The organism is Cohnella abietis, assembly GCF_004295585.1.
GTDB lineage: Bacteria > Bacillota > Bacilli > Paenibacillales > Paenibacillaceae > Cohnella > Cohnella abietis.
This window is the reverse complement of the sequence record NZ_AP019400.1, coordinates 3,235,787-3,258,955: the sequence shown is the minus strand read 5'-3', so window position 1 is coordinate 3,258,955 and position 23,169 is coordinate 3,235,787. Positions and strand designations below refer to the sequence as shown.

Here is a 23,169-nt window from a genome sequence, read left to right as displayed (position 1 = left end):
CTTTTTGTTTTATTTTCACTATGGCTTATGATACGATACGATTGATTCAGAATGCTATTGCGAAGGGAAGATGGTATGGAGTCAATCCAGCAAGAGATGGTTTTTCTGCAATCTCTCGTGAAGGGCATTGCCGCTCAGTTCGGAGAAAACTGTGAGGTTGTGCTTCATGATTTGACACGTCCTTACGAGAGTACAATCGTGGCTATCGAGAACGGACACGTTACGGGCCGAAAGCCTGGTGATCCAGGAACTAACCTCGGACTCGAGCTGCTCAAGGGAACCGTCAAGGATGGAAACCGCTTCAACTACATGACCCAGACGAAGGATGGCAGGGTTCTCCGGTCCACGTCACTATACATTCATGATGCAAGCGGCACTCCTATTGGTTCTCTGTGCATGAATTTTGACATTACCGATCTGAAGATGGCAGAGCAATCCTTGCAATCCTTAATCAGCTTTGGGACCGAAGATGACGTGAAGGAAACGTTCGTCAGCAATGTTAACGATTTGCTAGATACCTTAATCCAGCAAATACAAGAAACCATCGGCAAACCCGTTGCTTTAATGTCTAAGGAAGATAAGCTGAAATTCATTTCCCTTCTGGATGAAAAAGGAGCCTTCCTCATAAAAAAATCGGGTGAGAAGGTTTGCGCCTACTTGAACATTTCTAAATTCTCGCTTTACAGCTATATGGACGAGTTGAAAAGCGTTGATCAAGGAGGAGAAGCATGATGATTGAAACACCTGCCTTATTGATCGATGTCAACAAGATGGAAGCCAATATTAGTAGAATGGCCACCATCGCCCACCTCCACCATAAGAAGCTGCGCCCTCATGCCAAAACGCATAAATCACCCTCAGTTGCCCTTAAACAGCTGCAAGCTGGCGCGGTTGGCATTACTGTTGCGAAGGTTTCCGAGGCGGAAATCATGGCTGCCAACGGAATTGATGATATTTTCATTGCTTATCCCATTGTTACAGCAACCAAGATTGAAAGAGTCCTCACTTTGGCAAGCAAGGTTAACCGCCTCATCGTTGGTGTAGACAGCATTGAAGGAGCCGTGCATTTATCTCAAATGGCGTCCAAAGCGAACACGGTTATAGAGGTACGTCTAGAAATTGATACAGGACTGCAAAGAACGGGTGTTCTTTATAAGAATGCCCTTGAACTGGCTGCCCGAATCCATGCGCTTAACCATCTCAATCTTTCAGGAATTTTCACCTTTCGCGGTGCATGGATGAACAACGCTCCCTCCCTAGATTTACGCGCAGCTGGCATTGAAGAGGGAACCTTAATGGCTGATCTAGCTGGACAAATAAGAGCGCAAGGGATACCGATCTCAGATGTTAGCGTAGGTTCAACACCAACAGCCGAATACGCTGCGGAAGTCGAAGGAGTGACGGAAATTCGCCCAGGGACGTATGTGTTCCAAGATCGGATGCAGGCGAAGCTAGATGCTACCACCTTGGATCAGTGCGCAGGCACCATCCTAGCGACCGTAGTAAGCAGACCTTCCCCCGATTACGTTGTTATCGACGGAGGAAGCAAAACGTTCGCAACCGATGTGCAGCCCAATACCCAGCCTCTTAACTTGCAAGGCTTTGGCCATATTGTTGGTGCTCCGGATGCTGTACTGGAGAGATTGTCGGAAGAGCACGGTGTCATTCGAGTAAACGGGGATCAGCCTTGGAAAGTGGGCGATCAAATTCAGATCATTCCCAACCATATTTGCAGTACTGTAAATTTGCATAATGATGTGTATTGGGTCGATGGCGAACGAATTGAGAAAGTAAAAGTGCTTGGCCGAGGAATGCTTGAATAAATCAGAGAAGATAAACGGAGGAAACACAAATGTCGCAGATCGAAAAACGCTTAGAACAATTAGGAATACAATTACCCGCAGCCCCAGCTCCTAAGTTTACCTACCTTCCTTGCAACCGCACTGGAAACTTGCTCTATCTATCGGGGCAGGACTGCCGTATTAATGGCGTATTGATGTATGAAGGCAAGCTTGGACAAGAAATCACGATTGAGCAAGGCCAAGCCGCAGCCAAGCAAACCATTATCAATTGCTTAGCCGAACTAAAAAATTACCTAGGCGATTTGGATCGTGTTGTGAAAATCGTCAAAATGCTCGGGCTAGTCAACAGCGCTCCAGGATTTTCTGACCAGCCGTATGTAATAAACGGAGCATCGGACTTCCTCGTTGAGGTATTTGGAGAAAACGGCAAGCATGCCCGTTCAGCTATCGGAACTAATGAATTGCCATTCAACACTCCAGTTGAAATTGAAATTATCGTAGAAATCCGGGATTAATCTATCCTCGCATGATACGGATGCCTAGGCTGTCTTATTACTTCTAGTCTCTTATGTATTATTGCGTAATGGAATCAAGGGGCTGTCCAGAAAGTCAGTGAAAACTGACTAATGGACGCCCCCTTTTTGTTGAGTGGTAATAATCCGCTCAAAAAAACCGTCTTCAGAACCTACGATAACAACCAAATTTACATGATTCTTGACCTTTATTTCGTCACGATAAAGTTAGGTAAATTTTTTTCAAGATACTTAAGTCTTTCCGAATAATCTTGTTCTGCATGAGTTTCCGAAAGTATATTGTTCGACACTAACAAATCATAAAATGATTTCAGCATCTGGGCTGATATAGCGGAAGTAATCATCATTCTTTGACCGTCGATCAGAACAGAAGATATTTTTTCAGGCTGTACAAGCTCAATCTGTACGCCGTTCCTGTCGATTATGAAATACATCTCCTTTACATTTTCAAACAATAAATGTTTTACTTCTGCCCCGTTTGCCAAACGACTCTGAACTTCCTTCATTGAATAGCCCGGAATCGGATCATTTATCAGCAGCCATTTTGCAAAATCTTTTGCATCGACTTCATCTGTATCATATTTTTTCCAAACCGCGCCATTATCTTTGCTTATCTGTATTGTGTTATCCATCATGACACGAAGATTTATTTCGTTGTCCATATAAAATGCACGATACTTTGAAGCCATAAGGCTATCTATCAACTTCGGTACATCATATTTCTTGTTGAATGTTAAATCGTGCGGCATTAAATTTGTAGTGGTCGAACCTTTAGATAATGCGGGCACTATTTCTGTAGTGATGGCACCTTGATATAATGCGGGCATTACTTCGGCTGAAGGTTCGGCTGTAGGATTGTCGACATCCGTAACAGCTTCCGTTTTGTCCAATGCAGAAGTCGCGAAGATGATAACGACACCGGCTACAAGCCCAATAGCGAGCAGCATCGTGGCGATTGTGATTTTCTTGGTTTTCATAATCGATATAATCCTTTCTTCGGTTGAGTTTTTGGAAAAGCTACTAATCATCGGCGACAAGCCGATTTTCTTTTCTTCCAAACGTACAAGTGCTCTAGCGTAAGTAGGTCTCGTGTTTTCTCCAAATTTCCGTACGACCGTTTCATCACAGAATAGCTCGATATCACGGTTGGCAAGGATATACATGACCCATACTAAAGGGTTGAACCAATGGACGCATACGCTAGCGGCAAGAATCCATTTTTTTAATGTGTCGAATCGCTTGATGTGTGTAAATTCGTGGGTCAGGATAAGCGCAAGTTGTTTCTCATCGTCATAATCTAAATTTTTCGGCAAGAGTACAACAGGCTGAAAAATACCGTATGTAAGCGGAGTTGAAATATGATCTAGTTGCCTAATTTGAACATCTCGCCATAACAAATTTGAATGCTGCCATTTTCTTATAAAATCGTTTCTAATAGGCACAGCCATTTTATAGATTTTGCGATACCTTAAATGCGGAATGATAAAAAATAAAGCACATAACGTAAACCCAACTAACGAAACCCATACAATAGGCGATATTTGTGAAGCCGTCTTCAATGGCACAATCGGCGCGGTCAAATGTTCTGTAATTGGTGGCATGATTACCGTAGTTCCATTAATAAATGTTGAAATTTCTGGCGTGGAAATCAATTTTGGCGCTGTAAATATTCTGCTTAAATGTTCCGCTGCCGTAAAAATACTAAATTGCGATTGAATTGAAACAGGTACAAGCAATTGAATTAATGCAACACCCCAAAGAAACGTAAAGGTCATTTTGGGCAGCTTGTGAATAAGCAAGGAACGTAAGAAAATAACTGCAAGAATATAGACAGAAGCCGAGATACTCATTTGAAGTAACGACATTCCCTCACCTCATTCCATGCTATCGATAAGACGTTTCAAGCGGCTGATTTCTTCAGTCGACAGTCGTTTCTGTCCCAACAATGAAGCAATCAGTCTGTCGGGGGCGCCATCATACATTTTATTTATTAATTCTGTTGTTTCGTGTTCTTGCGCCTGCTCTCGTGTAACAAGCGCATGGCAAACGAAATTAGGTTCCCGTCGCTCGATCGCCCCTTTATCAAGGCATCTCTTGATGATGGTATAGGTCGTTGTCTTGCTCCAACCTATTTTTTCTTTTGTAATTTCTGCAATCCTCTTTGCGGCGGTATCGCCATCTCTCCACAAGATTTCCATAATATTAAGCTCGCTGTCGAATAGCTTCATAACCAAATTAAAACACCTCGTTCATATTTATTCTACTGCTGTAGAATCACATATTCACATTCTACTAGAGTAGAATGTATTTGTCGATAGAGTCCTGTATAATTAAAAAGATAGGACCCCTGCTTTAGCAAGAGTCCTATCCAGCTTGTAGATTTATGATTGGTCAGGCATTAACCGCAAGAGCCTTCGTAAAATCTATTCTATATCATCTTTATCCGTAAACGTTGCGGTTCTTGTTTTTCCATTCCAGTCAACTTTAACACCAAGTATTTCGGCAAGCTGTCTGACGGGTAAGAAGGTCACACTATTTTTAATCCTAGGAACAGCATCTTCCAAATTCACCTTTTTGTCGTCAACCAACATCTCCGATTTTCCAATATGCAAAATGATACTTTTGTCGTCTTTTTTCAGTGTGATTTTTTGTTCGCTTTGTTCCCAGCTCACTTCAAACCCGAATCCGTCCCCAAGTGCTCTTAACGGAATCATAGTCCGACTATTCTCAATAAATGGCTCTGCTCCGCTTCCAAATACTGTTTGCAGATATTTCCCATTCACAAGGACTAAGACACGGTTTTTCATCGCTTCCTTACATGTGGGAATATCTAGCTTTACTTTCTTGCCGTCTATCACCACGCCCATTTCTGTAGAGTCCCCGTCTCGGCTTGTGTAACAGGAAGGGATAGGTTCAACATCCGACCAAAAGAAGGCTCTCTCAGCGGCATACGCCGTATTTCCGATCAATAGAAGTAAAAGTAAACTGAGCGTAATGTATTTCAACTTTGTTTTTATCAATTCTATCAGCTCCAATTGCATCTAAATCGTTAATCCTTATTTGTCACCAAAAGGTTTTATTCCATAAAGCTCATTAATAGCATCTAGATATTTTTGTGGTGCAGGGAGCCCTCTTTGGATATACGAATCAATTTTCTTATTCAACTCATCGATCTTTTTTTGCGTCTTCTCGTCGACTGGTGGGTGAATATTTTTTTTCATGTGAGGAGCCAGCATCCGATTCCCATCCTTATCAAAGTGTTCGACTGTTCCGTCAGGAGATTGGACGTAAACATTGCGGCCTTCCATTTGCTTAGATGGAGTTGCCTTGGAAGGAGTTGCCTTAGAGGGCACAACCGAACCGGCAGCATATGTAACAAGTCCGCCACTTCCAACCATTGCAATTGTTGCAACAAGAGACAGCATAATAATAGACTTTTTTGTTTTCTTTACATTCATAAGGTTTAAGAGTCTCCTTTTCATATATTTTTTGGGATTGCATAAACTGCTCGTACAAGCCACATTTCTCTGCATAACCCCATACTCCAGCATGGATAAAAGCGTTTCACCGTAAAATCTTCGGTTTTCCATATCCATTTCCTGAACGACTTTTTCATCGCAAGACAGTTCACAAAGCGTATTTATCTGTTTATTGAGTGAATAAGCTGCCGGATTAAACCAGTGAATTGCATTTGCAATAAGCACCAACAGCTTCACAAACAAATCGCCGCGCTTTAAATGAATGAGTTCGTGGGATAGTATCATGGTAAGCTCTTTTTCCCGAAATTGGGTGTCAGGCAGTACAACCATTGGCTTCCACAAACCCATAACCATTGGCGTTGTTGCATTAGCACTTACGATTACCTTTACAGGGCATAGCACTGTATCACATATTCGGCTTTCTTGTAAGATCGAACGTTTAAATGCCCGATATTTTCTGACATTCACAGCAAGAAAAACAGTGGTTCCAACAGCCCAAATGACAATGGCGGATAAAACAATTTCTTTTATGTTTTCAATCCGCAACAGATAGTCAAATAGTTGATTCATAAACGATGCGCTGCTAGTTGCCGTTTGTTCCATTGTAGGGACTTGTACATATTGTTCAGCAATCGTTCCTGATTTCGGACTTGTGCCTGTGTCAGGTAAGACAGAACGTATAAACGGAATAAGCCTGTTAATGATCTCTGAACCGCCAAGAAGAAAAAATACCGGAATAAAGCCAGTATAATAATGCCACGTCTGTGAAAACACTTTTTGCGTGACAGGCTTTATACTGTTTTGCACAATCCAAATGATCTTCCCAACGAATGACGCAATGATGAGAGACAGTAATAATGCCATCACTTTTTACCTTCCTTACTTGCAAACCACTCTTTTAACTCCGCTATGTCATCATGACTGAGTTCAGCATCATCAACCAGAGAAGCAATCAGATTTTTTGCTTTCCCATTGTATAAGCGGCTTAGAAATGTTTGTGTTTCGTGCTTCTTGTACTCACGCAATGTCAAAGTAGGATCGTAAAAATTCACCTTGCCGCTCATTGATTTTGTCAAAAACCCTTTTTCAATAAGCCGTTGCAGTATGGTCGATAACGTTGACGTTTTCCAACCTTTGCTTTCAAAAATGTCCAGAAGCTGCGCAACCGTTACGGGTGCTGCTACTTCCCATATCACCTCCATAACTTCCATTTCTGTTTCAGATAATCTTCCTAAATTTTTCATTGGGCGCGCCCCTCTGATCATTACTGCGACAACTTGTCGTACGTTTAAAGTACGACAAGTTGTCGCAGTTGTCAATACAGTTGTGAAATTATTTATGTCATAAGAAAAAAGCACCACTCGGGTGCTCCTCTTTAACCTGTTGATCTGACTACTCCTCAGAATTTAAGCTGACTCCATGTTTTGTTCAACCATTCAGCAAATAACTCTTTCTCCTCAAACTGAGGATAATGAGCGGATTTTTCGAAAATAACAAATTCCTTCTTCGGCGCTTCCAGTACTTCAAAGTATTCTTTTGCCGCGTTTACAGATGTCATATAATCATATTGTCCCATTACAAAATAAACGGGTATATCTACTTTATCGACAATGCTTGTAATATCATGTTTCGACTCTTCCTCCAACAAAATTCCTTGCGATAATGAAACTCCTTTTAAATAGCGAATGACGTCAAGCAAATTATACTCCGGATTAAAGAGAAACCCTGTGTAATAATCCCTATTATCATCAATTAATCTAGCTGCTCCGCCATATTTTCGAACCATACTTCTTGGAGTAAGCTGCTCCCCTTTTTCTATTGGACCTCGAAACTGTTCTAATCTTTCTACATCCTTTAGATTACCGGCTAATTTTGCTTGTTCAATAGAATAATTCAAGCTATCCAATTCGCTTTTCCTATTATCGCCAACCTGCCCGATTCCAACATAAGCAACAAATTTTTCAGGTGACTTTGCGACAGCCTTCATCCCAATGTATGTGCCAAAAGAATGGCCTATCAGCAGCACTTTTTCTTGTCCAAATTCCTTTTCAACATAATCTGTTAATGCCAACAAATCATCTACGAGCAAGTCTGCCGATAATGTAGAGTAATCCTCAAAAAAGTGATAAGATTTCCCGCTTCCGCGTTGATCATAATGTACGATTGTAAAGTTTTTTTCAAGCAAATCTTGATATTTCCGCACATAAGGAATTTCAGAACAGCCAGGACCGCCATGCACAAAGATTACTATCGGATTGCGTCGGTCCACTCCCCTAATCATAACTTCATGATCAGTGCCATTAATCTCGATCTGTTTTAAAGAACTTATGCTATTTTCTCCTTTAATTCGAGGTGTCCATGTTGGAAAAACCAATCCGATTACAAGAAGAAAAACAATAATAACAATGCTTATTTTTGTTATCTTTATGTATTTTCTTTTCAATTGACGGCTCCTTAATTGGTATTCAATAAAATGAAGGAAGACATACACCATTTAAAAACAAAAAAACGGCATCTCTACCGTCAATTAAAATAGTTGCACAAGCCGCCTTCTAGAGAATTTGTCCAACTATTATTGTGTTTTTTCGCTTCTTTCATCGTAGAGAACTCCGTATGCGTAATCACAAGCTCCGTCTTATTGTCCTTACCGACAAAGTCAAGCGTGACAAGCGTTTCCTCCGAATCGTCTCCTTCATTTACCCACTTCCAAGTAAACGATAGCTTATCATACGGAACAATCTCAACATATCGGCCTTCTAGAGTATGAATCTTGCCATTCGGAGCTTTCATATGAAAAAGGTATTTCCCTCCAACTGAAACTTCCATTTGTCCGATTGTCGTCGTAAAGCCTACCAGACCCCACCATTGCTTTAACTGTTCTTCCTTCGTCCAAGCTAAGAACACTCTTTCCTTGCTCGCGTTGTATATGTGATGAAGCTCAAGGAAAAACTTCCCATCCTGCATTGCTATCATTAATAGTGCCTCCGTTAGTCTTCTTTAGATTGATTATCCAAAAAATGCTCAAGGTTAAACACTTGCGCAGTCCAAAACTTCCTCAAGTCCGTTAACCACTCGTGAGCATTTTCCACTACATTTGGATTTAGATAATAATATCGATACGTTCCTTCCTTTCGAACTGAAACTAAACCAGCCTTTTCCAACACCCTCAGGTGTTTAGAAACGGCTGGCAGTGACATCTCAAAAGGCTTAGCCAAATTCATGACTGTCATCTCTCCAACGGCTAAACGTCTTATGATTTCTCTTCTCGTCGGATCAGAAAGCACTTGGAATACATCATTTAATATCTCATCGTTATATTTAACCATACGTTTAAGTTTATGCAGATTTTTATCTAATGTCAAGCAGATCTACCCTCAATTTCCAATTAGATTGACAGCTCGATGCGCGAAAAAAGAGCCAAACGGATCAGAATTAGATACCTCGATCTCGTTGGCTCTTGTGTGCAGCATTTAGAAGCTCCGAGCAATTTCGCGCGCTTGTTGAACTGCATTTTCTTTAATTTCTGAAGCATGATCTGGATTTACAGCCATACCTTCAACGAAGATGCTCTCAAAGCTAGGAACCTCAAAAAAATCCATAATGGCATTCAAGTGGCGATGCCCCATTTCAAAGTCAGCAAGAGCTGAGCCAGGTGATAATACACTTCCACTTGCTTGAATGTGAACCGCCTTTTTATCTCTCAGCAAGCCAACCCGACCTATACCCTCAACATATTTGAAAGTTTTACCTGCAACGCAAATAGAGTCAATATATGCTTTCATAACAGGCGGAAATGAATAATTCCATATCGGATTTACAAATATATACTTATCTGCAGCAACGAATTGGTCAACCAGTCCAACCAGACGACCTACTTTCGTTTTTTCTGCATCGGTCAATTCATTAAAAGCAGTGCCCGCCCCAAGCTTGCCCCAACCGCTAAAAACATCGGCATCAATTTCAGGAATATCCATTTTATATAAATCAAGATGGTTAACTTCATCATTCGGATTTGCGGATCGGTAAGCCTGCACGAATTCTTTTCCTACTGCCATGCTATATGATGATTCATGATCATTCGGATTTGCTGTGATATATAATACGACTGCCATAATTAAATTACCTACCTTCAAGTTTTTTTAGGGAATAATCGTTAAAAATAAAGCCATAAACTTTTGTGACACGTCTCATTCATTTTCTCCAAATCGTCTCCTTCATCCCACCAACTTCCCATTAAACGATAGCTTAACAATCAAGAACACAATCATTAATTTAACCAAATCGTTATTTAACCATTTGGTTATTTAACTAATAAGTTAAATATATAGCGGTTTTTATTTATTGTCAAGCTGAAGAAGGATCGACGCTTTCCAGAAATAAAAAACCCGAGCGTTGAGTCCGCTCGGGTACCTTCAATTCAATTTTCTGCTTTATCACTAGTGATGATACGGTTCACCGTAATGTATCTAAGCACAAAGTACAGTTTGACCACAAAAAATTCATCAGTATATATAGACAAAGCCACTCCTGACAATGGAGTGGTTTCTTTGGATAGAACTTCTCTTCTATTGGATGTTCTCGACCTCATCTAACCATTTTTCTAATTCTGAAATCATATCCGCATAACATATAATAGAGTTTATTGTCCCTGTCACCTGAGAAGTCCCTACCTGCTGCTCCTCTTCGTCAGTACATTCAATCCACAAAGAACGTTTTAAGCTATATTCAAGCCAATCCAATTTACCTAATAACCCATTTACTAACACCATTCCCCAATTTGCCTGAGGTATTCCGTATTTTGTTTTATATCCCACTATGAAAGCTAAGAACCTTTCCTTGTCAATACTTCCGTTTTCATTAGCAGACCAGTAAATGGCTGTTTCTGTCAAGTCTTGCATAGGATTTATATATCCTGCTGATTCCCAATCAATTAGAATAGGGCTACCTTGTTCCCACATTACATTTTTCGGTTCTAAATCTCTATGACTTATAACCATATCAGATTCCAGTAGTTTCGTTGATTCGTTCGCCATTCTATTCCACTCATAAAGTTTATCAAGATATTCACGAAGTAGACTTAGCCAAACGGAATTATTTTGTTGCCCTTTTTGCAAATAGTAATTCCAATCAGTTAACAATGTATTATTTGAATAACCCTTATCTATGCCTAACTCTGAAAAATCTGTCATATGTATCTCCGCAAGAATAGCACCCATTCTCTCACAATGAACTACATCTATTTCATTGGATATTAGACTTTTACTATCAATCCAATCAAATATAAGATAGAATTGATTGGCTATTTTGTGCATGAAAGTGCCATTAACTTCTTTAGCTGAAAGAGCAGGAACATTATTTCTTGCAATATCGGCAATTCGTTCAGAGTTAATAAAATTCTGCATCGCCGTGGGTCTGAGCATTATTTGGGGATTTAATGCTTTTATTGCATATTTCCCTTTCGTAGTTTGGACAACATACATTTTATGTAAAAGCCCACCCGTTATAGCTTTAGGTACACAGGTTAGCTCACCAAGTTGCAAAGTATTACACAATTCCTCGAATTGCAATTTGTATTCTGTATTTCCCATCCTTTTGTACCCCTCTCTTCGTGTTTATGTTATCTAATCAAAGATAATTCCATCACATTATTTTCGCAACCAACGAGATTAAAATGCTCACTCTCCACCTTCACTAGTGTAAGGTGGATTAATCCAAATCATAAGGAACTCCTTTCTTTTATGAAGGCTGTTTTCGTATAGATTGTGGCTTTCTTGAACACACTATTAATAGGTTGATATAATAGGATTTTAGGAGGCGTTTATAGATATGGAAAGATGTATATGAAGATTTCAGCGAACTTACAAAACCAGAGCAATTAGCATTGTTTGAAGCTATGAAACAAGATTTATTTCCAGATGAACCAGATAAAATTACGAAATTACTTAAAACCATTCGTGAATCACGATTTGCATCTGGTTTAGGTTGTCTTCATTGTGGGAGTACGTCTGTAAAGAGGAACGGTAAGTATCGTTCAAGACAACGCTACCTATGTCATGATTGTGGAAAGTCGTTCAATGATATGACCAACACGCCATTTTCGGGTTCTCGTTATCCTGAAAAATGGATGAAATACATTGAATTGATGGTCGAAGGTTTTACTCTGCCGAAAATTGCTGAAAAACTACAATTACACATCTCCACCACCTTCTACTGGAGGCATAAAATTTTGAACGCATTAGGTAGTCTTGGTTTTAATCAATTGCAAGGCATCGTTGAAAGTGACGAAACCTTCTTCCGTGAGTCTTTAAAAGGGAAGCGTGAAATTACTCATAGAAAATCTAAGAAGCGTGGAGAGAAAGACGTAAAAAGAGGGATTTCTAATCTTAAAATTGCCGTTGTCGTGGCACAAGACCGTAACGGAAATATCATTGCTCGAAAGGCTGGAACTGGACGTGTGAAAGCCGAAGAAATTGACGGTGCGATTGGTAAGTATATTCACCCGTCTGCTTTGTTATGTACAGATACAGCAACGAATTACAAAAAGTTTGCCAAGATAAAAGGATTACAACATGAAACAGTTAATGAGCGACAAAAACAGCGTGTTAAGAACGGGATTTATCATATTCAGCACGTTAACAATTTTCATAATCGTTTGAAAACTTGGATGGAACGGTTTCAAGGTGTTGCGACAAAATATCTCGATAACTACCTCTATTGGTTCCGATGGCTTGATATTGGCAAAAATTTATCATTTGAAAATCGGGTTGAACAAATGCTTATTTCAGCTTGTCAAAAATCAAATTTTTTAACTGTTCAATTGTTAAAAAGTGTATAAAAAAACCCCGTATGATACGAGGTCTTAGTTAAAGTGAGATTTATTCGATTCATATAAATTAAGGATGCGGGGATATATTATTCACTTGATAATATATAAAAATCAATTCCATCCTGGTCTTTGCTATTGCTACTATAAATACTCTTTGCGACTTTTTCGAAGGTTAATGTATTATCATTTGCTAATATGATATATTTTGATTCTTTTGAAGCATTAGGTAAAGTGCCTGTTAATTCTAATTTGTATTTATATTCGTTTCCGTTAGGGTCCGTATAATCGTTGTTCTTGATATTACACGCCGTAAGTATAGCTAATAGTATCAATATACCCAACATTGTAGTTATTTTTTTCATAAAATATTACCTCCTTTATATTTAATTTAGAAAGCATTGTTTATATCATACTAATTATACTACTCAAATCCTTCTAAAGTTGCAGCATTATAGTTTATTACATGAAAACAACATTTAATACGAAAACAGCCTTTATGAAAAATGATTGTCAATAAGCAACTCTGTCAAGCCATTTGGATATAGAATCTTTGTGTCATCTGTATATTGGTATTTTACATAAAAAAGCTGCAATTCGTCTCTTGTGTAGTACAGAGAGTAAACTGCAGCTTTTCATGTCCGAAAGGGCACCATTCTGCCCCTTGTCTCAGACACATGATAAACTTACGAATTCGACTGTAATCGAATTTTGACTTCTTTATAGGATGGATACGGTAGAATGCTAGGGACTTGAATAAGGATGATCCGGGAATCTGCCTGTTCATTGGATTGTATATGTAGGCTTTGCGCCTGTTCTGCTTCGCAGACAGCGAACTCGTTGACACTTACTTGATGCGTATCGATTCCGGATTGCCAAGTAGACTCACCCTCAACAATAAGCCCCGCAATCGAATATCCTTCAGGAATAACTTGCTCAAACGACTGACCCGCAGGAAGTATCAAATCCCACATTTGGGCGTCAGCTACTATTTGAACCGGGGAGCCTGTACCTAAAATCGTTTTAATTTTTGCCTGGTTTCTGATTTCTACTGGAAAGTCTCCGTCTTCATAATCCGCATAAGTTGGAGTTACATAGTACGCCTCCCCCATAAAGGGTTCGAACCAGATTTGAAACCCAGAGGTATCTTTCCCAAACTTTTCGGCATGCTGAACCCCTGTGCCTGTTTGCATGATTTGCAAGCCACCCGCTCCGATCGACCGCTCATTCCCAAGCGTATCCCGATGTTGAACGGAGCCTGCCAACAGATAAGACAAGATCTCAAATCCACGATGCGGGTGCAGTGGTAGACTGCCTTCTTCCTTGGTTTGAAACCATGCCCAGTAAAACAACGTTCCAACGCGATCAACGGCTGACCCTTCGCCAGGAAAACCGATTGGTTTTTGTTCCGTAATATTACCTTCATTGAATTGTCCTGAGGCTTGTTTATCAACTGAATAAATCCTAATGGTCACCACAATCATCCTCCATCTTAAAACTTCCTATATTTATTGTCATGAGTTATTATTTACACAGAAAAACGATACATTCCATCAGTCTATGGACACTTTATCAAATGGTGATTAAACTTGCAATGCAAATGGTTTGTCCATTTGCAGAGCATCTTAATAATCAAGTAGACGTCCATTATCATTCCATTGACCGTACATTTTGTTTTCTCTAGTATTTGTTATGAATTTGTCTAATCTGCTCTTAAACAATTCTGGCTGATTCTTATTGCATTGTATCGTGTCGATCCGAACTCTTTTATAAAGGTCTGGAAATGCCATAAAATTATCGTATACTTGCTTTTCATCTTTTAACCTTTGCTCTATATCTTCATCTATTCTAAAAGAATTGTGATCCATGTCAGGAAGAACTCTTCTTCCTTCGTCTCTCATCAACCCTAACTTTTCAAGGCGGCGGACACGTTCTTTATTTAATTCAGTCCATGAACTTTGTTTACTTCTAGGAGATAGCCTCTGAGCCAGCTCCGTTTCAGAAGCTTTCTTCTTGACTCCATCGATCCATCCAAAGCACAAAGCTTCCTCGACCGCGTCCAAATATAACAACATATTAGGAGTAGGTGTCATACTAACCAAGACCCAGCAAGACTTTTTTATCTTTCCATTTTCCTGTAGCCAAATCCTCACATCTTCTCTCGAGTTTGCCGGAATCAGGTTTTCAATTTCCATAGACAAGATACATTATCCTTTCTAAATTCAAGAAAAAATAGGCATTAAAAAATGGTCTTCAATTGCAAGACCATTTTTTAATCATTAGTTACTATTTGTTGGAAATGACTTGGTCAAGAAACTTATCTGCATCACTATTAAATTTCCATGAAATCCCAAACTTATCAACCAGCAATCCAAAGCACGAAGACCAAGGAGTATTGGATAACGGCATAATAACATGGCCACCAACTGATAAATGATTAAAGTATTCTCCCAGTTGTTGTTTATCATCAATGACTAGACTAATCAGTACATTGTTGCCTATCACCAGTTCACCTGTTACCACCTTCATTGAAGGCAAAATATCCGACAGCATTATTTTCCCGCCTGCGAATTCTATCGAAGACTCCATAATCATATTTAACTCATTGTCTGGCAGAGGATAGTTTGGATCTTGTGGGATATCGCTAAATTTAACTTTTTTCACTTCACTTGCACTAAAAGCCTCCGAATAAAATTCAATTACTTGTTCTGCAATTCCATCAAAATTTAAGTATGCAATAGCTGACATAATGTATTACCTCCTTCTTGTGATAAATGTAGTATAATCTACAAAAGGTGACAACTGTATGTCACCATTCTTAGATGATGTGGAGAAAAAAGAGGAGGAAATATGGACAAGGTTGAGAGACTTATTTCTATAATAATGATATTGCTGAAAAAAAATATCGTTTCAACTAACGAATTCGCGCAATTATTTAATGTTTCCAAAAGAACGATTCTTCGCGATATGGAAACACTGAGCTTATCAAGCATCCCGATCTATTCTATCCATGGAGTTAATGGTGGCTACGGTATTATGGATGAATACAAGGTTGATAAACGTCTTTTAAGCAGCTCTGACTTAGAGAATATATTAACTGCGCTCGGCGGATTGGAACAAATTCTCATTAGCGAAGAAGTCGAAATTACTATAAAAAAAATAGAAGCGATGGTCAGCCCATTATCTCTGAAAAGTTCAATTCAACTGTCATTTTATAATTGGGAAGGTCGGTCTGAGGTTAATCAAACCTTGAAGACGTGCCAAGAATCAATCTTAAAGAGAAGGTTAGTTTCATTTGATTATATAGATAAAAATGGCACCACGTCGAATAGAATTGTCGAGCCCTATCAGCTTCATTTTAGCGAAATGAGTTGGTACTTGAAAGGATTCTGTTTACATCGGATGAGTAATAGAACGTTTAAATTATCTCGGATCGATAAGCTTAATATGGATGAGAAAACATTTATCCCTAGAGAATATTTATTAGAACAAGAACCCGAAGCAAGTTATCAACCACAACTAGTCGCTATTAAGGCATTGATTTCTCCTAGTATAAAAGATCAGTTTATTGAAAGGTACGGTCGAAAAAGTATTGAAAACTATAGTGCTGAATTTTTATTAGCAACTATTTATGTTCCTCAAGGCAGTACGGGATTTCAATTTCTAGCAAGCTTCGGCACAAATCTACATGTCGTAGAACCCAAAACATATATTGAAGACTTTCGGAAATATTTAACTGAAATGATAGATAAGTATTCCTGAAAAGGTCCCGTTGGGCGCTAATAGCGGTCATAAGAGGATTCTGCAACAATAGTTCCATCGTCTATCTCGATTTCAACTTTGAAGGAAATCCGTGTTCTCTAGCGCGCCATGCTACTAGTAGCGCAAGGATCAATAGAATAGATAATGCCCACGGGAAAGAACCGACACCTAGTGTTTCAATAAGAATACCACCCAACAAACCGCCGCCCCCAATGGCTAGGTTCCATGCTGTCACCAGCATCGACTGGGCAACATCTGCACTCTCGCCAGCAGCATCAGCAACTGCTGTCTGTAGCAAAGTCGCCGCGCCCCCGAACGTCAACCCCCACACAGCAACCACTAGGTAGATCACAACGGGCTGGCTGCTACTTATGCCTAGTGCGACGGACGCCAAGGCGAAAGCAGTAAGGCTGATCAGAACCAATGGCCGCAGTTTGCGGTCGATCAAAACACCGATAACCCAGATTCCAACAAGCGCTGTAATGCCGAATATAAGCAGTACCAAGTCCACGCGCTGGGTAAGCCCAGCCTGGGCAAGATACGGTGCAATATAGGTATACAAGATGTTATGTGCTAGCACCCAAGCCAGAACGACGAACAGTATCGGCCGCACCCCCGGAATGACGAAGACCTTTTGGAGAGAGAGCCGCTTGTCTGCAGCCTCTCCTGGATAGTCCGGTAGCTTCCAAACCACCCAGATGACCAGCATCAGAGCCAGAAGCGACATGATTCCGAAGACAGAGCGCCAGCCCACAAGGGTACCGAGGAATGTTCCAGCTGGGACACCAAGTGCCAGAGCAAGAGGCGTACCGACCATTGCCACCGCCATAGCTCGTCCCTTTAGTGACTCCGGCACCATGCGTCGGGCATACCCTGCTAACATACCCCATAAGACACCAGCCGATACGCCCGCGAAGAACCGAGCTGCCAGGGTCAGAGTATAATTGGAAGAAAGAGTAGTGACGGTGTTGAATACGAGAAAACCAAGGATGCACATTAGTAGCAGTGGTCGCCTCCGCCATCCGCGCGTCGCGGTCGTTAAGGGGATCGCGGCCAACAGTGAACCAAGGGCGTACAAGGTGACAAGTTGACCCGCAAGAGCCTCCGAGACTCCAAGCCCATCACCTATTTGGAACAACAAGCCGGCCGGAATCGTTTCAGTAAGAATACAGATAAACCCCGTCATAGCAAGAGAGAGTAATCCAGCCCATGGGAGACGTTCAGAAGAGGGAGTGCTGGAGGCACTCTGTGTGGCAGAAGCTGTGTTTTGGCTCATTTCGAAGCACCTCTCTTAATAAATTGTTGATAATATGATCTACTTCTAAGCGATTAATCGCCTAATTTGCAATAAAATAATTACTTCTTTAGTCTCTACTACACAGAGAGCCTTGGCCGTTCATACCGGACCAAGACTCTTGTGTTCGTTCTCTATTTTTTCACCCTGTCATAAACGGCTTCACACAGGTCAACAGTAAACTGACCCGACATGCCTTCAAGTGCAGTATTAGTGAACGCCACGACGCTGAGCCGCTGCATTGGATCGACGAACCACGAATGACCATAGGTGCCACCCATGCGCCATGTACCCGGTGATTCCGGAGTGTCTGCTGCGACAGGATCCTTAAGCAACGTAATGCCTAGGCCGAAGCCTCGCCCTGGCCAAAAAGCCATTGGCAGATCACCTATCTGGTTGGAAGTCATTTCGCGAACCATAGACTCCGGCAGCAGGGGCGCTCCGCCCTTGCGTAATGTTTCCAGTAGCTGCAAAAAGTCCCCGGCGCTACCGACCATGCCGGCTCCCCCTGAGTGATAGGCAGTAGTGTCAAGAGCCCGGCCAGGTGCTAGGCGGAAGCCCGCTGTGCCTTCCATAAAAGCAAGGCTATCGTGATCTTGTATAAGCCTTGGTTCAGCTGCATCATTCGCATAGGCATTGGCCAGGCGTTCGGGGTCGATTGCAATAAAACCCGTGTCACTCATGCCAAGCGGCTTTGTCACCAGCGAATGTATGGCCTCGCTGAGAGGTGTTTCTGTAACCTTTGCAATTACTGCTCCTAGCACATCTGTCGCGATGGAATATTTCCACTCGGTGCCTGGCGTATAAAGGAGCGGAACAGAGGCTATACGACGCAGGTTCTCTTCTAACGTGATACTAGACTGATCCATGCCATCCGATACCCCGACTTGCTGATAGGAACCATTCTCTTCTTGAAAGAAGCGGTAAGTCAGACCCGCGGTGTGCGTCATCAAATGACGAATCGTCAACGTAGCGAACTCACCGTTCTGCAAACGTGGCCTAAACTCAGGAAGCCAACGATCAACGCGATCGTCCAGCTGTAGGCGACCTTGCGCAACCAGCACTAGGGCTGCAGTTGAAACGATAGGTTTGGTAACCGAGGCAAGCCGGAATAAGGCATCTTCACGCATGGTCCGGTTCATCTCGCGGTCGGCAAGACCAGCAGCACGGCTATAAACCATAACCCCATCTATTGCCACTTTAATGACAGCACCGACCAATCGCTTGTCGGCAAGCGTTCGATCGATTACTTGATCAATGCGACCTGGTAAACAATCTGGATTAATTTTGTTTGAATACAACATACTCAACATTCTTCATCCTTTCGAAATAGTTAAAGCATCCAACACTTTACTATTGTAAGTATATTATATAAAATAAGTTAACTTGTTTACATAAGGCACCCAAGTTAAATTAGCCTTGTAACGATTAATTACAAGCTTGTTTATAGAGAATACCTTAAATTTAAAGGAGTCGATTTTAATGGACCACGTTGATAAGCAAATCCTTTTCCACCTTCAAAGCCAAGCGAGAATTTCAATGACGGAACTAGGAAAATGTGTCGGTTTATCACAACCCGCAGTAACAGAAAGAGTTAGGCGTATGGAGGAAAAAGGGATCATCAGCGAGTATCGCACCATAATTTCCCCTGAAAAAATTGGAAAACATGCTGCTGCCTACATGCTGTTTCATTCAAGGGATTGTCATGCATTCCTTGATTTCTGCCGTTCTTCTGCCGAGGTCGTAGAATGTAACCGTATCAGTGGAGAACATAACTATTTATTAAAAGTAATAACCGACTCCACACGTGCCCTCGAGGAGTTCGGAAATCAATGTGATAAATACGGGACCTACACGATTCTAATCGTGATGTCATCACCTATCGACCATAAATTTCTTATTCCTTCTCTTGAAGAAGAAAACTAAAACACGCTGAGTTAGATAGACGTTGTTTAATTTACAAACCCTCTTGGAACTGCTTCATAAACTCCACGGTTTCCTGTTCCTGAGATGCTAAGTTTGAAGGTTTCATCATCAATCGTCTTTCGAGTTAAGTGACATACCAACTCTAGCTTCGTGGAAGGATTCTGCAAGCATTTCAACCAAAGAAATTCTCCATCACAGAATTATCGCAACAATTACCTTTACGAGACATTCTCTGGGTAATTCCACGTTCCTTAAGTGCATGACCGATATGGCTTCATCTGGTTGGCCTAGAGAACCGGAATAGCTTTAATCGCAAAAACCGCCTGAAGGCTGCGTCAGCCGATTCAGACGGTTTGGTTTGGAGAACACGGTAATTACAGATGCTACCGAAATATTTCTGCATTCTCTTGCAGAAACCCATCCAGCGTTCGGGGCTGTCTGCCGAGCAAACGCGTGACGTCGTTCGTCGGCCTTTCCGGCACCACCGTAGACATCGTCTGAATTTCCACTACATGGTTTGCGAGCCATGGGGGCATGCGCCCTTGCTCTATCAGATTGCGAAGCATCGCTTGAGGCTCCACGTTTATATAGCGAATCGTTTTGCCTAGCAAAGTGGATAGCTTATCCGCGATCTGCGGATAACTGTTGATCTCCGATCCGGTAAGCGTATAAATACGTCCGGCCGCCTCCCGGTTGGTCAGAACCTCTGCGGCAACGTCCGCGATATCCCGGCAATCGATGAAATTGCAAGGCGCATCACCCATGACGCCGAAGAAAGCACCTTGAGATGTAATCGTCGGTACATGGTGCAGCAAGTTTTGCATGAACGCATAGGGACGCAATACGGTTCGAGTCATACCGGACTCGTCCAAGACCGATTCGATATCGCGATGCCAGCCGGCGACTGCCACGGGCGAACGTTCCTCGAAGGCTGGACTGGATATTTTGACGACATGCTCGATGCCGGCTTCGGCGGCGAAGCGAATGATTGACGTTTCTATTTCTACCTGTCTTGGGCTGTTGGACATCGCCAAGAAGAGCTGCTTCGCTCCGGCAAACGCGCGGCGCAGAGATTCTGGATCTGCAGCATCGGCAGCTGCCACCTCGATCGTGGCCTTACTTACATCTCCGAGCCGGTTGCGCAGCTTCTCCGGTTCCCTGCTTAGCGCCCGAGCGGGCACCCCAAGATCGACCACACGTTTCAAAAGTTCGCTCCCTATCGTACCTGTTGCTCCAATAATCGCTATCATCTTCTATCTCCTCCGTTTAATGCGTGATTTTTTTGAATGCCTTGTGCCAACGCCATGTCATGATCGTACTTGCGATCGTGCCGGATAACGGAAAATCGATCCAGACGCGATCAAACCAAATCGAATAGTCGCTCAAACCAACCATATCCGGCACTCTGTTCGTCAACCATGCGGCGAAAAAGCCGAGCGAAGCGCAGATTATCGCGAACATGACAACGACTAGCAAACGAGGTTGCCCGACAACCCATCGTTTGCTCCTCCCCCGTTTGCGCAGCCAAAGCCCTAACAGCCATGCGATCAACGCGGACGTTCCCCCAATTGTGGTCAATGCGGCAATCTGAAGGCTCCTGTCGCCCGTGATCAGTCCCCCGATGCCTGCCATGACGGCGGGCGAAACATAGGCCATCAGCACTTCGCGCCATAGTACAAAACCTTTCTCTTCGGAACCCTCTGATGCAAGGACATAAGCAGAATCCTTTTTGTGCGAATGCTTCACATTACTCATGTTGTCACCCCTTTTTTCGATAATGTTCTGTAACTGTTTATATCGCCATATAATTAGCCACCTAACTATATGGCGGTAAATAAGGGCTAGCATGACTAGCCCTTTTTACCCTTTCTGTATGCTTCCTTTTGCCTTAGATGCGCCCGGATCGTCAGTCAATGCCGACATACCTTGCGTCACCCGGCCTAGCAGATCGAGAAACACACTGCGCTCCTCGACCGTAAGCAATCGGACCATCGCTTCCAGTCTCTCGAAGTGCTCCGAAGCCATGTCGCGAAGCTTGCTCGCTCCATTTTCCGTTAAGATGACTGATTTCTGACGGCCGTCCGCCGAACTGGCTCGGCGCGATACGTAACCGTCCCGTTCGAGATTGTCGATAAGCCCCGTCACGGTAGCACGCGTTACGCCAAGATGCTCCGCCAATTGCGAGGGCAGCTCTTCACCCTGATGATCTTCAAGATCCGCCAATAAACGATACCGGCCTGTTGACAAGCCGAATCTGGAAAAATGAATCTCCGCGGCATGTTCAAGCTTGGCTCCGGCGGTCATTAGCCTAGACGCGACGAGTACGGCTTGCGCATCGACGTTCAACCCGTAGCGTTCAATTTGACGCTTCGTTTGGACAAGTGAAGGGACAGCATGACTATCCGTTATTACGTTTTTATTGTTCGCCATGTACATAGTATGGCGCCTAATCATTTTTGTGTCAACACATTTTTTCGCCTCCATCTCCGCTTATGGCTTTCGGCAGCTTATAGTTTTGATCGGGATGCGAGAGCTTTTTCAACACTCCGAGAGCGGTCATTGACTGTTTATTCGTCGTGATAAATGTACAGCCCCGAATGCCAAAGCAATGGCAGTAGCGGCAAACCAAGTGATAGAATGTGTGGAGTAACTAATTTTCACAAAATATTGAACGATCTTAATCCGTTAGTTGAATCAATATCTGCAAAATGATTACACCACAAATTTCTCAATTGCAACAGCGACACCATCATTATCATTAGAATCGGTTATGTGGGCTGCACAGTTCTTTAGTTCAATTATCGCATTGTCCATTGCGACCGAAAATCCGGATATATGGAATAGGCCTAAATCGTTAAAATCATCCCCGAATACCATTACATTTTCTGATTTCACTCCGATTTCGCTTAACACCCATTGTACGGCTTTTTCCTTTGAGGCTAGTTTATGCATGATTTGGACCAATACTCCTTCATCAGTTGCGATGACGTTCACATGGTCACCGAATTGCTCGCAAATATCCCTCCATGTGGTGCAACCTAGAACCAATATTTTGATCGGGGACAGTGAACTAATATAATCTTTATCAACAACCTGGGGTTTCGGGTCATTCGAGCGAATACCTAATTGAGCGCATTGGGAGTCGGGAACTGGTCTACACGTATACCATAAATCATTAACCTCATATGAAATTATCGACTGGGGTACTCGTAACTCGATGAATTTGTTAATCCGTTGACTAATCTCCATAGGGATACTAATGTGTCGCTCAGTTTGTGTAGATTTGCATGTAACTAAAGCACCGTTGTAGTAAACCATGTAGTCTACAAAAGGGAACTTCTTCAAAAATTGATTAGCCGCTCTAGGTGGCCGCGCCGTGGCAATAATAATATGCATTCCAGAATCAAAACATCTTTTAACAGCCTGATAATTTCTAGGAGAGATCGATTTATCACTACTGAGCAATGTTCCGTCCAAGTCCAGTACGATTGCCTGAATATTTGACATCTGTACTCTCCTTTCAAACAAGATAAATTGGAAGAATAATACT

Annotated in this window: 26 protein-coding genes; 6 read left to right on the top strand and 20 right to left on the bottom strand. The window is 42.0% G+C overall.

The window, feature by feature from the left end:
* Positions 1–75: 75 nt before the first annotated feature.
* From KCTCHS21_RS13925 to KCTCHS21_RS13915, 3 genes are read left to right on the top strand one after another with little or no spacing between them, the layout of a single operon-like run.
* Positions 76–732, top strand: a complete 657-nt coding sequence (locus KCTCHS21_RS13925; RefSeq protein ID WP_130609131.1) for a helix-turn-helix transcriptional regulator — start codon at positions 76–78, stop codon at positions 730–732.
* Positions 729–1,823 (top strand): alanine racemase, encoded by a 1,095-nt coding sequence (locus KCTCHS21_RS13920; RefSeq protein ID WP_232058190.1) that lies wholly within the window; start codon positions 729–731, stop codon positions 1,821–1,823. The genes KCTCHS21_RS13925 and KCTCHS21_RS13920 overlap by 4 nt, the downstream gene beginning before the upstream one ends.
* Before the next feature lie 29 nt (positions 1,824–1,852).
* Positions 1,853–2,317 (top strand): RidA family protein, encoded by a 465-nt coding sequence (locus tag KCTCHS21_RS13915; RefSeq protein WP_130609128.1) that lies wholly within the window; start codon positions 1,853–1,855, stop codon positions 2,315–2,317.
* Between the two features lie 206 nt (positions 2,318–2,523).
* Here KCTCHS21_RS13915 and KCTCHS21_RS13910 read toward each other — a convergent pair whose 3' ends face one another.
* From KCTCHS21_RS13910 to KCTCHS21_RS13865, 10 genes are all read right to left on the bottom strand, one after another.
* Positions 2,524–4,200 (bottom strand): M56 family metallopeptidase, encoded by a 1,677-nt coding sequence (locus tag KCTCHS21_RS13910; protein ID WP_130609125.1) that lies wholly within the window; start codon positions 4,198–4,200, stop codon positions 2,524–2,526.
* A 9-nt stretch (positions 4,201–4,209) separates the two neighbouring features.
* Positions 4,210–4,563 (bottom strand): BlaI/MecI/CopY family transcriptional regulator, encoded by a 354-nt coding sequence (locus tag KCTCHS21_RS13905; RefSeq protein ID WP_229263959.1) that lies wholly within the window; start codon positions 4,561–4,563, stop codon positions 4,210–4,212.
* Between the two features lie 195 nt (positions 4,564–4,758).
* Positions 4,759–5,355, bottom strand: coding sequence for a stalk domain-containing protein (locus KCTCHS21_RS13900; protein ID WP_157994044.1), 597 nt, complete (start codon positions 5,353–5,355; stop codon positions 4,759–4,761).
* A gap of 36 nt (positions 5,356–5,391) precedes the next feature.
* Positions 5,392–6,678 carry a M56 family metallopeptidase gene (locus tag KCTCHS21_RS13895; protein ID WP_130609116.1) on the bottom strand — a complete coding sequence of 429 codons (1,287 nt, stop codon included), beginning with the start codon at positions 6,676–6,678 and terminating at the stop codon, positions 5,392–5,394.
* Positions 6,678–7,058 (bottom strand): BlaI/MecI/CopY family transcriptional regulator, encoded by a 381-nt coding sequence (locus KCTCHS21_RS13890; RefSeq protein ID WP_130609113.1) that lies wholly within the window; start codon positions 7,056–7,058, stop codon positions 6,678–6,680. Before KCTCHS21_RS13890 ends, KCTCHS21_RS13895 begins: the two co-directional genes overlap by 1 nt.
* 155 nt (positions 7,059–7,213) lie before the next feature.
* Entirely contained in the window at positions 7,214–8,308 is a 1,095-nt protein-coding gene (locus tag KCTCHS21_RS13885; RefSeq protein WP_130609110.1) for an alpha/beta fold hydrolase, read from the bottom strand.
* Positions 8,309–8,337: 29 nt separating this feature from the next.
* Positions 8,338–8,787: an SRPBCC family protein gene (locus KCTCHS21_RS13880; protein ID WP_130609107.1), complete on the bottom strand. Its 450-nt coding sequence runs from the start codon at positions 8,785–8,787 to the stop codon at positions 8,338–8,340.
* A 14-nt stretch (positions 8,788–8,801) separates the two neighbouring features.
* Positions 8,802–9,176: an ArsR/SmtB family transcription factor gene (locus tag KCTCHS21_RS13875; RefSeq protein WP_232058188.1), complete on the bottom strand. Its 375-nt coding sequence runs from the start codon at positions 9,174–9,176 to the stop codon at positions 8,802–8,804.
* Between the two features lie 108 nt (positions 9,177–9,284).
* Positions 9,285–9,926, bottom strand: a complete 642-nt coding sequence (locus KCTCHS21_RS13870) for an NAD(P)H-dependent oxidoreductase (protein ID WP_130616507.1) — start codon at positions 9,924–9,926, stop codon at positions 9,285–9,287.
* Positions 9,927–10,379: 453 nt separating this feature from the next.
* On the bottom strand, positions 10,380–11,402 hold the full coding sequence (locus KCTCHS21_RS13865) for a phosphotransferase (RefSeq protein WP_130609104.1): 1,023 nt from the start codon (positions 11,400–11,402) through the stop codon (positions 10,380–10,382).
* Between the two features lie 236 nt (positions 11,403–11,638).
* Here KCTCHS21_RS13865 and KCTCHS21_RS13860 point away from each other — a divergent pair, with 236 nt between their 5' ends.
* Positions 11,639–12,649, top strand: a complete 1,011-nt coding sequence (locus KCTCHS21_RS13860) for an IS1595 family transposase (RefSeq protein WP_130609101.1) — start codon at positions 11,639–11,641, stop codon at positions 12,647–12,649.
* A 77-nt stretch (positions 12,650–12,726) separates the two neighbouring features.
* On the opposite strand, the gene KCTCHS21_RS13855 is transcribed toward KCTCHS21_RS13860, so the two are convergent.
* The 4 genes from KCTCHS21_RS13855 to KCTCHS21_RS13840 form a co-directional block, all read right to left on the bottom strand.
* Positions 12,727–13,002, bottom strand: coding sequence for a hypothetical protein (locus KCTCHS21_RS13855; RefSeq protein WP_130609097.1), 276 nt, complete (start codon positions 13,000–13,002; stop codon positions 12,727–12,729).
* Positions 13,003–13,323: 321 nt separating this feature from the next.
* Positions 13,324–14,112, bottom strand: a complete 789-nt coding sequence (locus KCTCHS21_RS13850; protein WP_157994043.1) for a pirin family protein — start codon at positions 14,110–14,112, stop codon at positions 13,324–13,326.
* 150 nt (positions 14,113–14,262) lie between these two features.
* The gene (locus tag KCTCHS21_RS13845; protein WP_130616506.1) at positions 14,263–14,832 is read right to left on the bottom strand and encodes a YdeI/OmpD-associated family protein; all 570 of its coding nucleotides are present in this window, start codon (positions 14,830–14,832) and stop codon (positions 14,263–14,265) included.
* A gap of 91 nt (positions 14,833–14,923) precedes the next feature.
* Complete coding sequence (locus KCTCHS21_RS13840) at positions 14,924–15,385, bottom strand: VOC family protein (protein ID WP_130609090.1); 462 nt, start codon at positions 15,383–15,385, stop codon at positions 14,924–14,926.
* Between the two features lie 102 nt (positions 15,386–15,487).
* Between KCTCHS21_RS13840 and KCTCHS21_RS13835 the strand changes: the two genes are divergently transcribed.
* Complete coding sequence (locus KCTCHS21_RS13835) at positions 15,488–16,399, top strand: helix-turn-helix transcriptional regulator (RefSeq protein WP_130609087.1); 912 nt, start codon at positions 15,488–15,490, stop codon at positions 16,397–16,399.
* Between the two features lie 61 nt (positions 16,400–16,460).
* On the opposite strand, the gene KCTCHS21_RS13830 is transcribed toward KCTCHS21_RS13835, so the two are convergent.
* Positions 16,461–17,675, bottom strand: coding sequence for an MFS transporter (locus tag KCTCHS21_RS13830; RefSeq protein WP_130609083.1), 1,215 nt, complete (start codon positions 17,673–17,675; stop codon positions 16,461–16,463).
* 152 nt (positions 17,676–17,827) lie between these two features.
* Complete coding sequence (locus KCTCHS21_RS13825; protein ID WP_130616505.1) at positions 17,828–18,997, bottom strand: serine hydrolase domain-containing protein; 1,170 nt, start codon at positions 18,995–18,997, stop codon at positions 17,828–17,830.
* Between the two features lie 178 nt (positions 18,998–19,175).
* Between KCTCHS21_RS13825 and KCTCHS21_RS13820 the strand changes: the two genes are divergently transcribed.
* Positions 19,176–19,619 carry an Lrp/AsnC family transcriptional regulator gene (locus KCTCHS21_RS13820; RefSeq protein WP_130609080.1) on the top strand — a complete coding sequence of 148 codons (444 nt, stop codon included), beginning with the start codon at positions 19,176–19,178 and terminating at the stop codon, positions 19,617–19,619.
* A gap of 383 nt (positions 19,620–20,002) precedes the next feature.
* On the opposite strand, the gene KCTCHS21_RS13815 is transcribed toward KCTCHS21_RS13820, so the two are convergent.
* The 4 genes from KCTCHS21_RS13815 to KCTCHS21_RS13800 all read right to left on the bottom strand — a co-directional run bounded on the left by KCTCHS21_RS13815 (position 20,003) and on the right by KCTCHS21_RS13800 (position 23,126).
* Positions 20,003–20,869 carry an SDR family oxidoreductase gene (locus KCTCHS21_RS13815; protein ID WP_130609077.1) on the bottom strand — a complete coding sequence of 289 codons (867 nt, stop codon included), beginning with the start codon at positions 20,867–20,869 and terminating at the stop codon, positions 20,003–20,005.
* 16 nt (positions 20,870–20,885) lie between these two features.
* Positions 20,886–21,374, bottom strand: coding sequence for a hypothetical protein (locus KCTCHS21_RS13810; protein ID WP_179952676.1), 489 nt, complete (start codon positions 21,372–21,374; stop codon positions 20,886–20,888).
* 105 nt (positions 21,375–21,479) lie between these two features.
* A complete protein-coding gene (locus KCTCHS21_RS13805; RefSeq protein WP_130609074.1) occupies positions 21,480–22,049 on the bottom strand; it encodes a MarR family winged helix-turn-helix transcriptional regulator in 570 nt (189 codons plus the stop codon).
* A 282-nt stretch (positions 22,050–22,331) separates the two neighbouring features.
* Positions 22,332–23,126 carry a Cof-type HAD-IIB family hydrolase gene (locus KCTCHS21_RS13800; RefSeq protein ID WP_130609071.1) on the bottom strand — a complete coding sequence of 265 codons (795 nt, stop codon included), beginning with the start codon at positions 23,124–23,126 and terminating at the stop codon, positions 22,332–22,334.
* Positions 23,127–23,169: the final 43 nt, after the last annotated feature.

Bases quoted from the DNA above. Each gene is read 5' to 3' on its own strand.
- KCTCHS21_RS13820 (WP_130609080.1), top strand. From the start codon at position 19,176: ATGGACCACGTTGATAAGCAAATCCTTTTCCACCTTCAAAGCCAAGCG.
- KCTCHS21_RS13920 (WP_232058190.1), top strand. From the start codon at position 729: ATGATGATTGAAACACCTGCCTTATTGATCGATGTCAACAAGATGGAA.
- KCTCHS21_RS13805 (WP_130609074.1), bottom strand. From the start codon at position 22,049: ATGGCGAACAATAAAAACGTAATAACGGATAGTCATGCTGTCCCTTCA.
- KCTCHS21_RS13890 (WP_130609113.1), bottom strand. From the start codon at position 7,058: ATGAAAAATTTAGGAAGATTATCTGAAACAGAAATGGAAGTTATGGAG.
- KCTCHS21_RS13810 (WP_179952676.1), bottom strand. From the start codon at position 21,374: ATGAGTAATGTGAAGCATTCGCACAAAAAGGATTCTGCTTATGTCCTT.
- KCTCHS21_RS13840 (WP_130609090.1), bottom strand. From the start codon at position 15,385: ATGTCAGCTATTGCATACTTAAATTTTGATGGAATTGCAGAACAAGTA.
- KCTCHS21_RS13800 (WP_130609071.1), bottom strand. From the start codon at position 23,126: ATGTCAAATATTCAGGCAATCGTACTGGACTTGGACGGAACATTGCTC.
- KCTCHS21_RS13865 (WP_130609104.1), bottom strand. From the start codon at position 11,402: ATGGGAAATACAGAATACAAATTGCAATTCGAGGAATTGTGTAATACT.
- KCTCHS21_RS13910 (WP_130609125.1), bottom strand. From the start codon at position 4,200: ATGTCGTTACTTCAAATGAGTATCTCGGCTTCTGTCTATATTCTTGCA.
- KCTCHS21_RS13855 (WP_130609097.1), bottom strand. From the start codon at position 13,002: ATGAAAAAAATAACTACAATGTTGGGTATATTGATACTATTAGCTATA.
- KCTCHS21_RS13870 (WP_130616507.1), bottom strand. From the start codon at position 9,926: ATGGCAGTCGTATTATATATCACAGCAAATCCGAATGATCATGAATCA.
- KCTCHS21_RS13925 (WP_130609131.1), top strand. From the start codon at position 76: ATGGAGTCAATCCAGCAAGAGATGGTTTTTCTGCAATCTCTCGTGAAG.
- KCTCHS21_RS13895 (WP_130609116.1), bottom strand. From the start codon at position 6,678: ATGGCATTATTACTGTCTCTCATCATTGCGTCATTCGTTGGGAAGATC.
- KCTCHS21_RS13880 (WP_130609107.1), bottom strand. From the start codon at position 8,787: ATGATAGCAATGCAGGATGGGAAGTTTTTCCTTGAGCTTCATCACATA.
- KCTCHS21_RS13830 (WP_130609083.1), bottom strand. From the start codon at position 17,675: ATGAGCCAAAACACAGCTTCTGCCACACAGAGTGCCTCCAGCACTCCC.
- KCTCHS21_RS13905 (WP_229263959.1), bottom strand. From the start codon at position 4,563: ATGAAGCTATTCGACAGCGAGCTTAATATTATGGAAATCTTGTGGAGA.
- KCTCHS21_RS13835 (WP_130609087.1), top strand. From the start codon at position 15,488: ATGGACAAGGTTGAGAGACTTATTTCTATAATAATGATATTGCTGAAA.
- KCTCHS21_RS13815 (WP_130609077.1), bottom strand. From the start codon at position 20,869: ATGATAGCGATTATTGGAGCAACAGGTACGATAGGGAGCGAACTTTTG.
- KCTCHS21_RS13825 (WP_130616505.1), bottom strand. From the start codon at position 18,997: ATGTTGTATTCAAACAAAATTAATCCAGATTGTTTACCAGGTCGCATT.
- KCTCHS21_RS13915 (WP_130609128.1), top strand. From the start codon at position 1,853: ATGTCGCAGATCGAAAAACGCTTAGAACAATTAGGAATACAATTACCC.
- KCTCHS21_RS13845 (WP_130616506.1), bottom strand. From the start codon at position 14,832: ATGGAAATTGAAAACCTGATTCCGGCAAACTCGAGAGAAGATGTGAGG.
- KCTCHS21_RS13885 (WP_130609110.1), bottom strand. From the start codon at position 8,308: ATGGTGTATGTCTTCCTTCATTTTATTGAATACCAATTAAGGAGCCGT.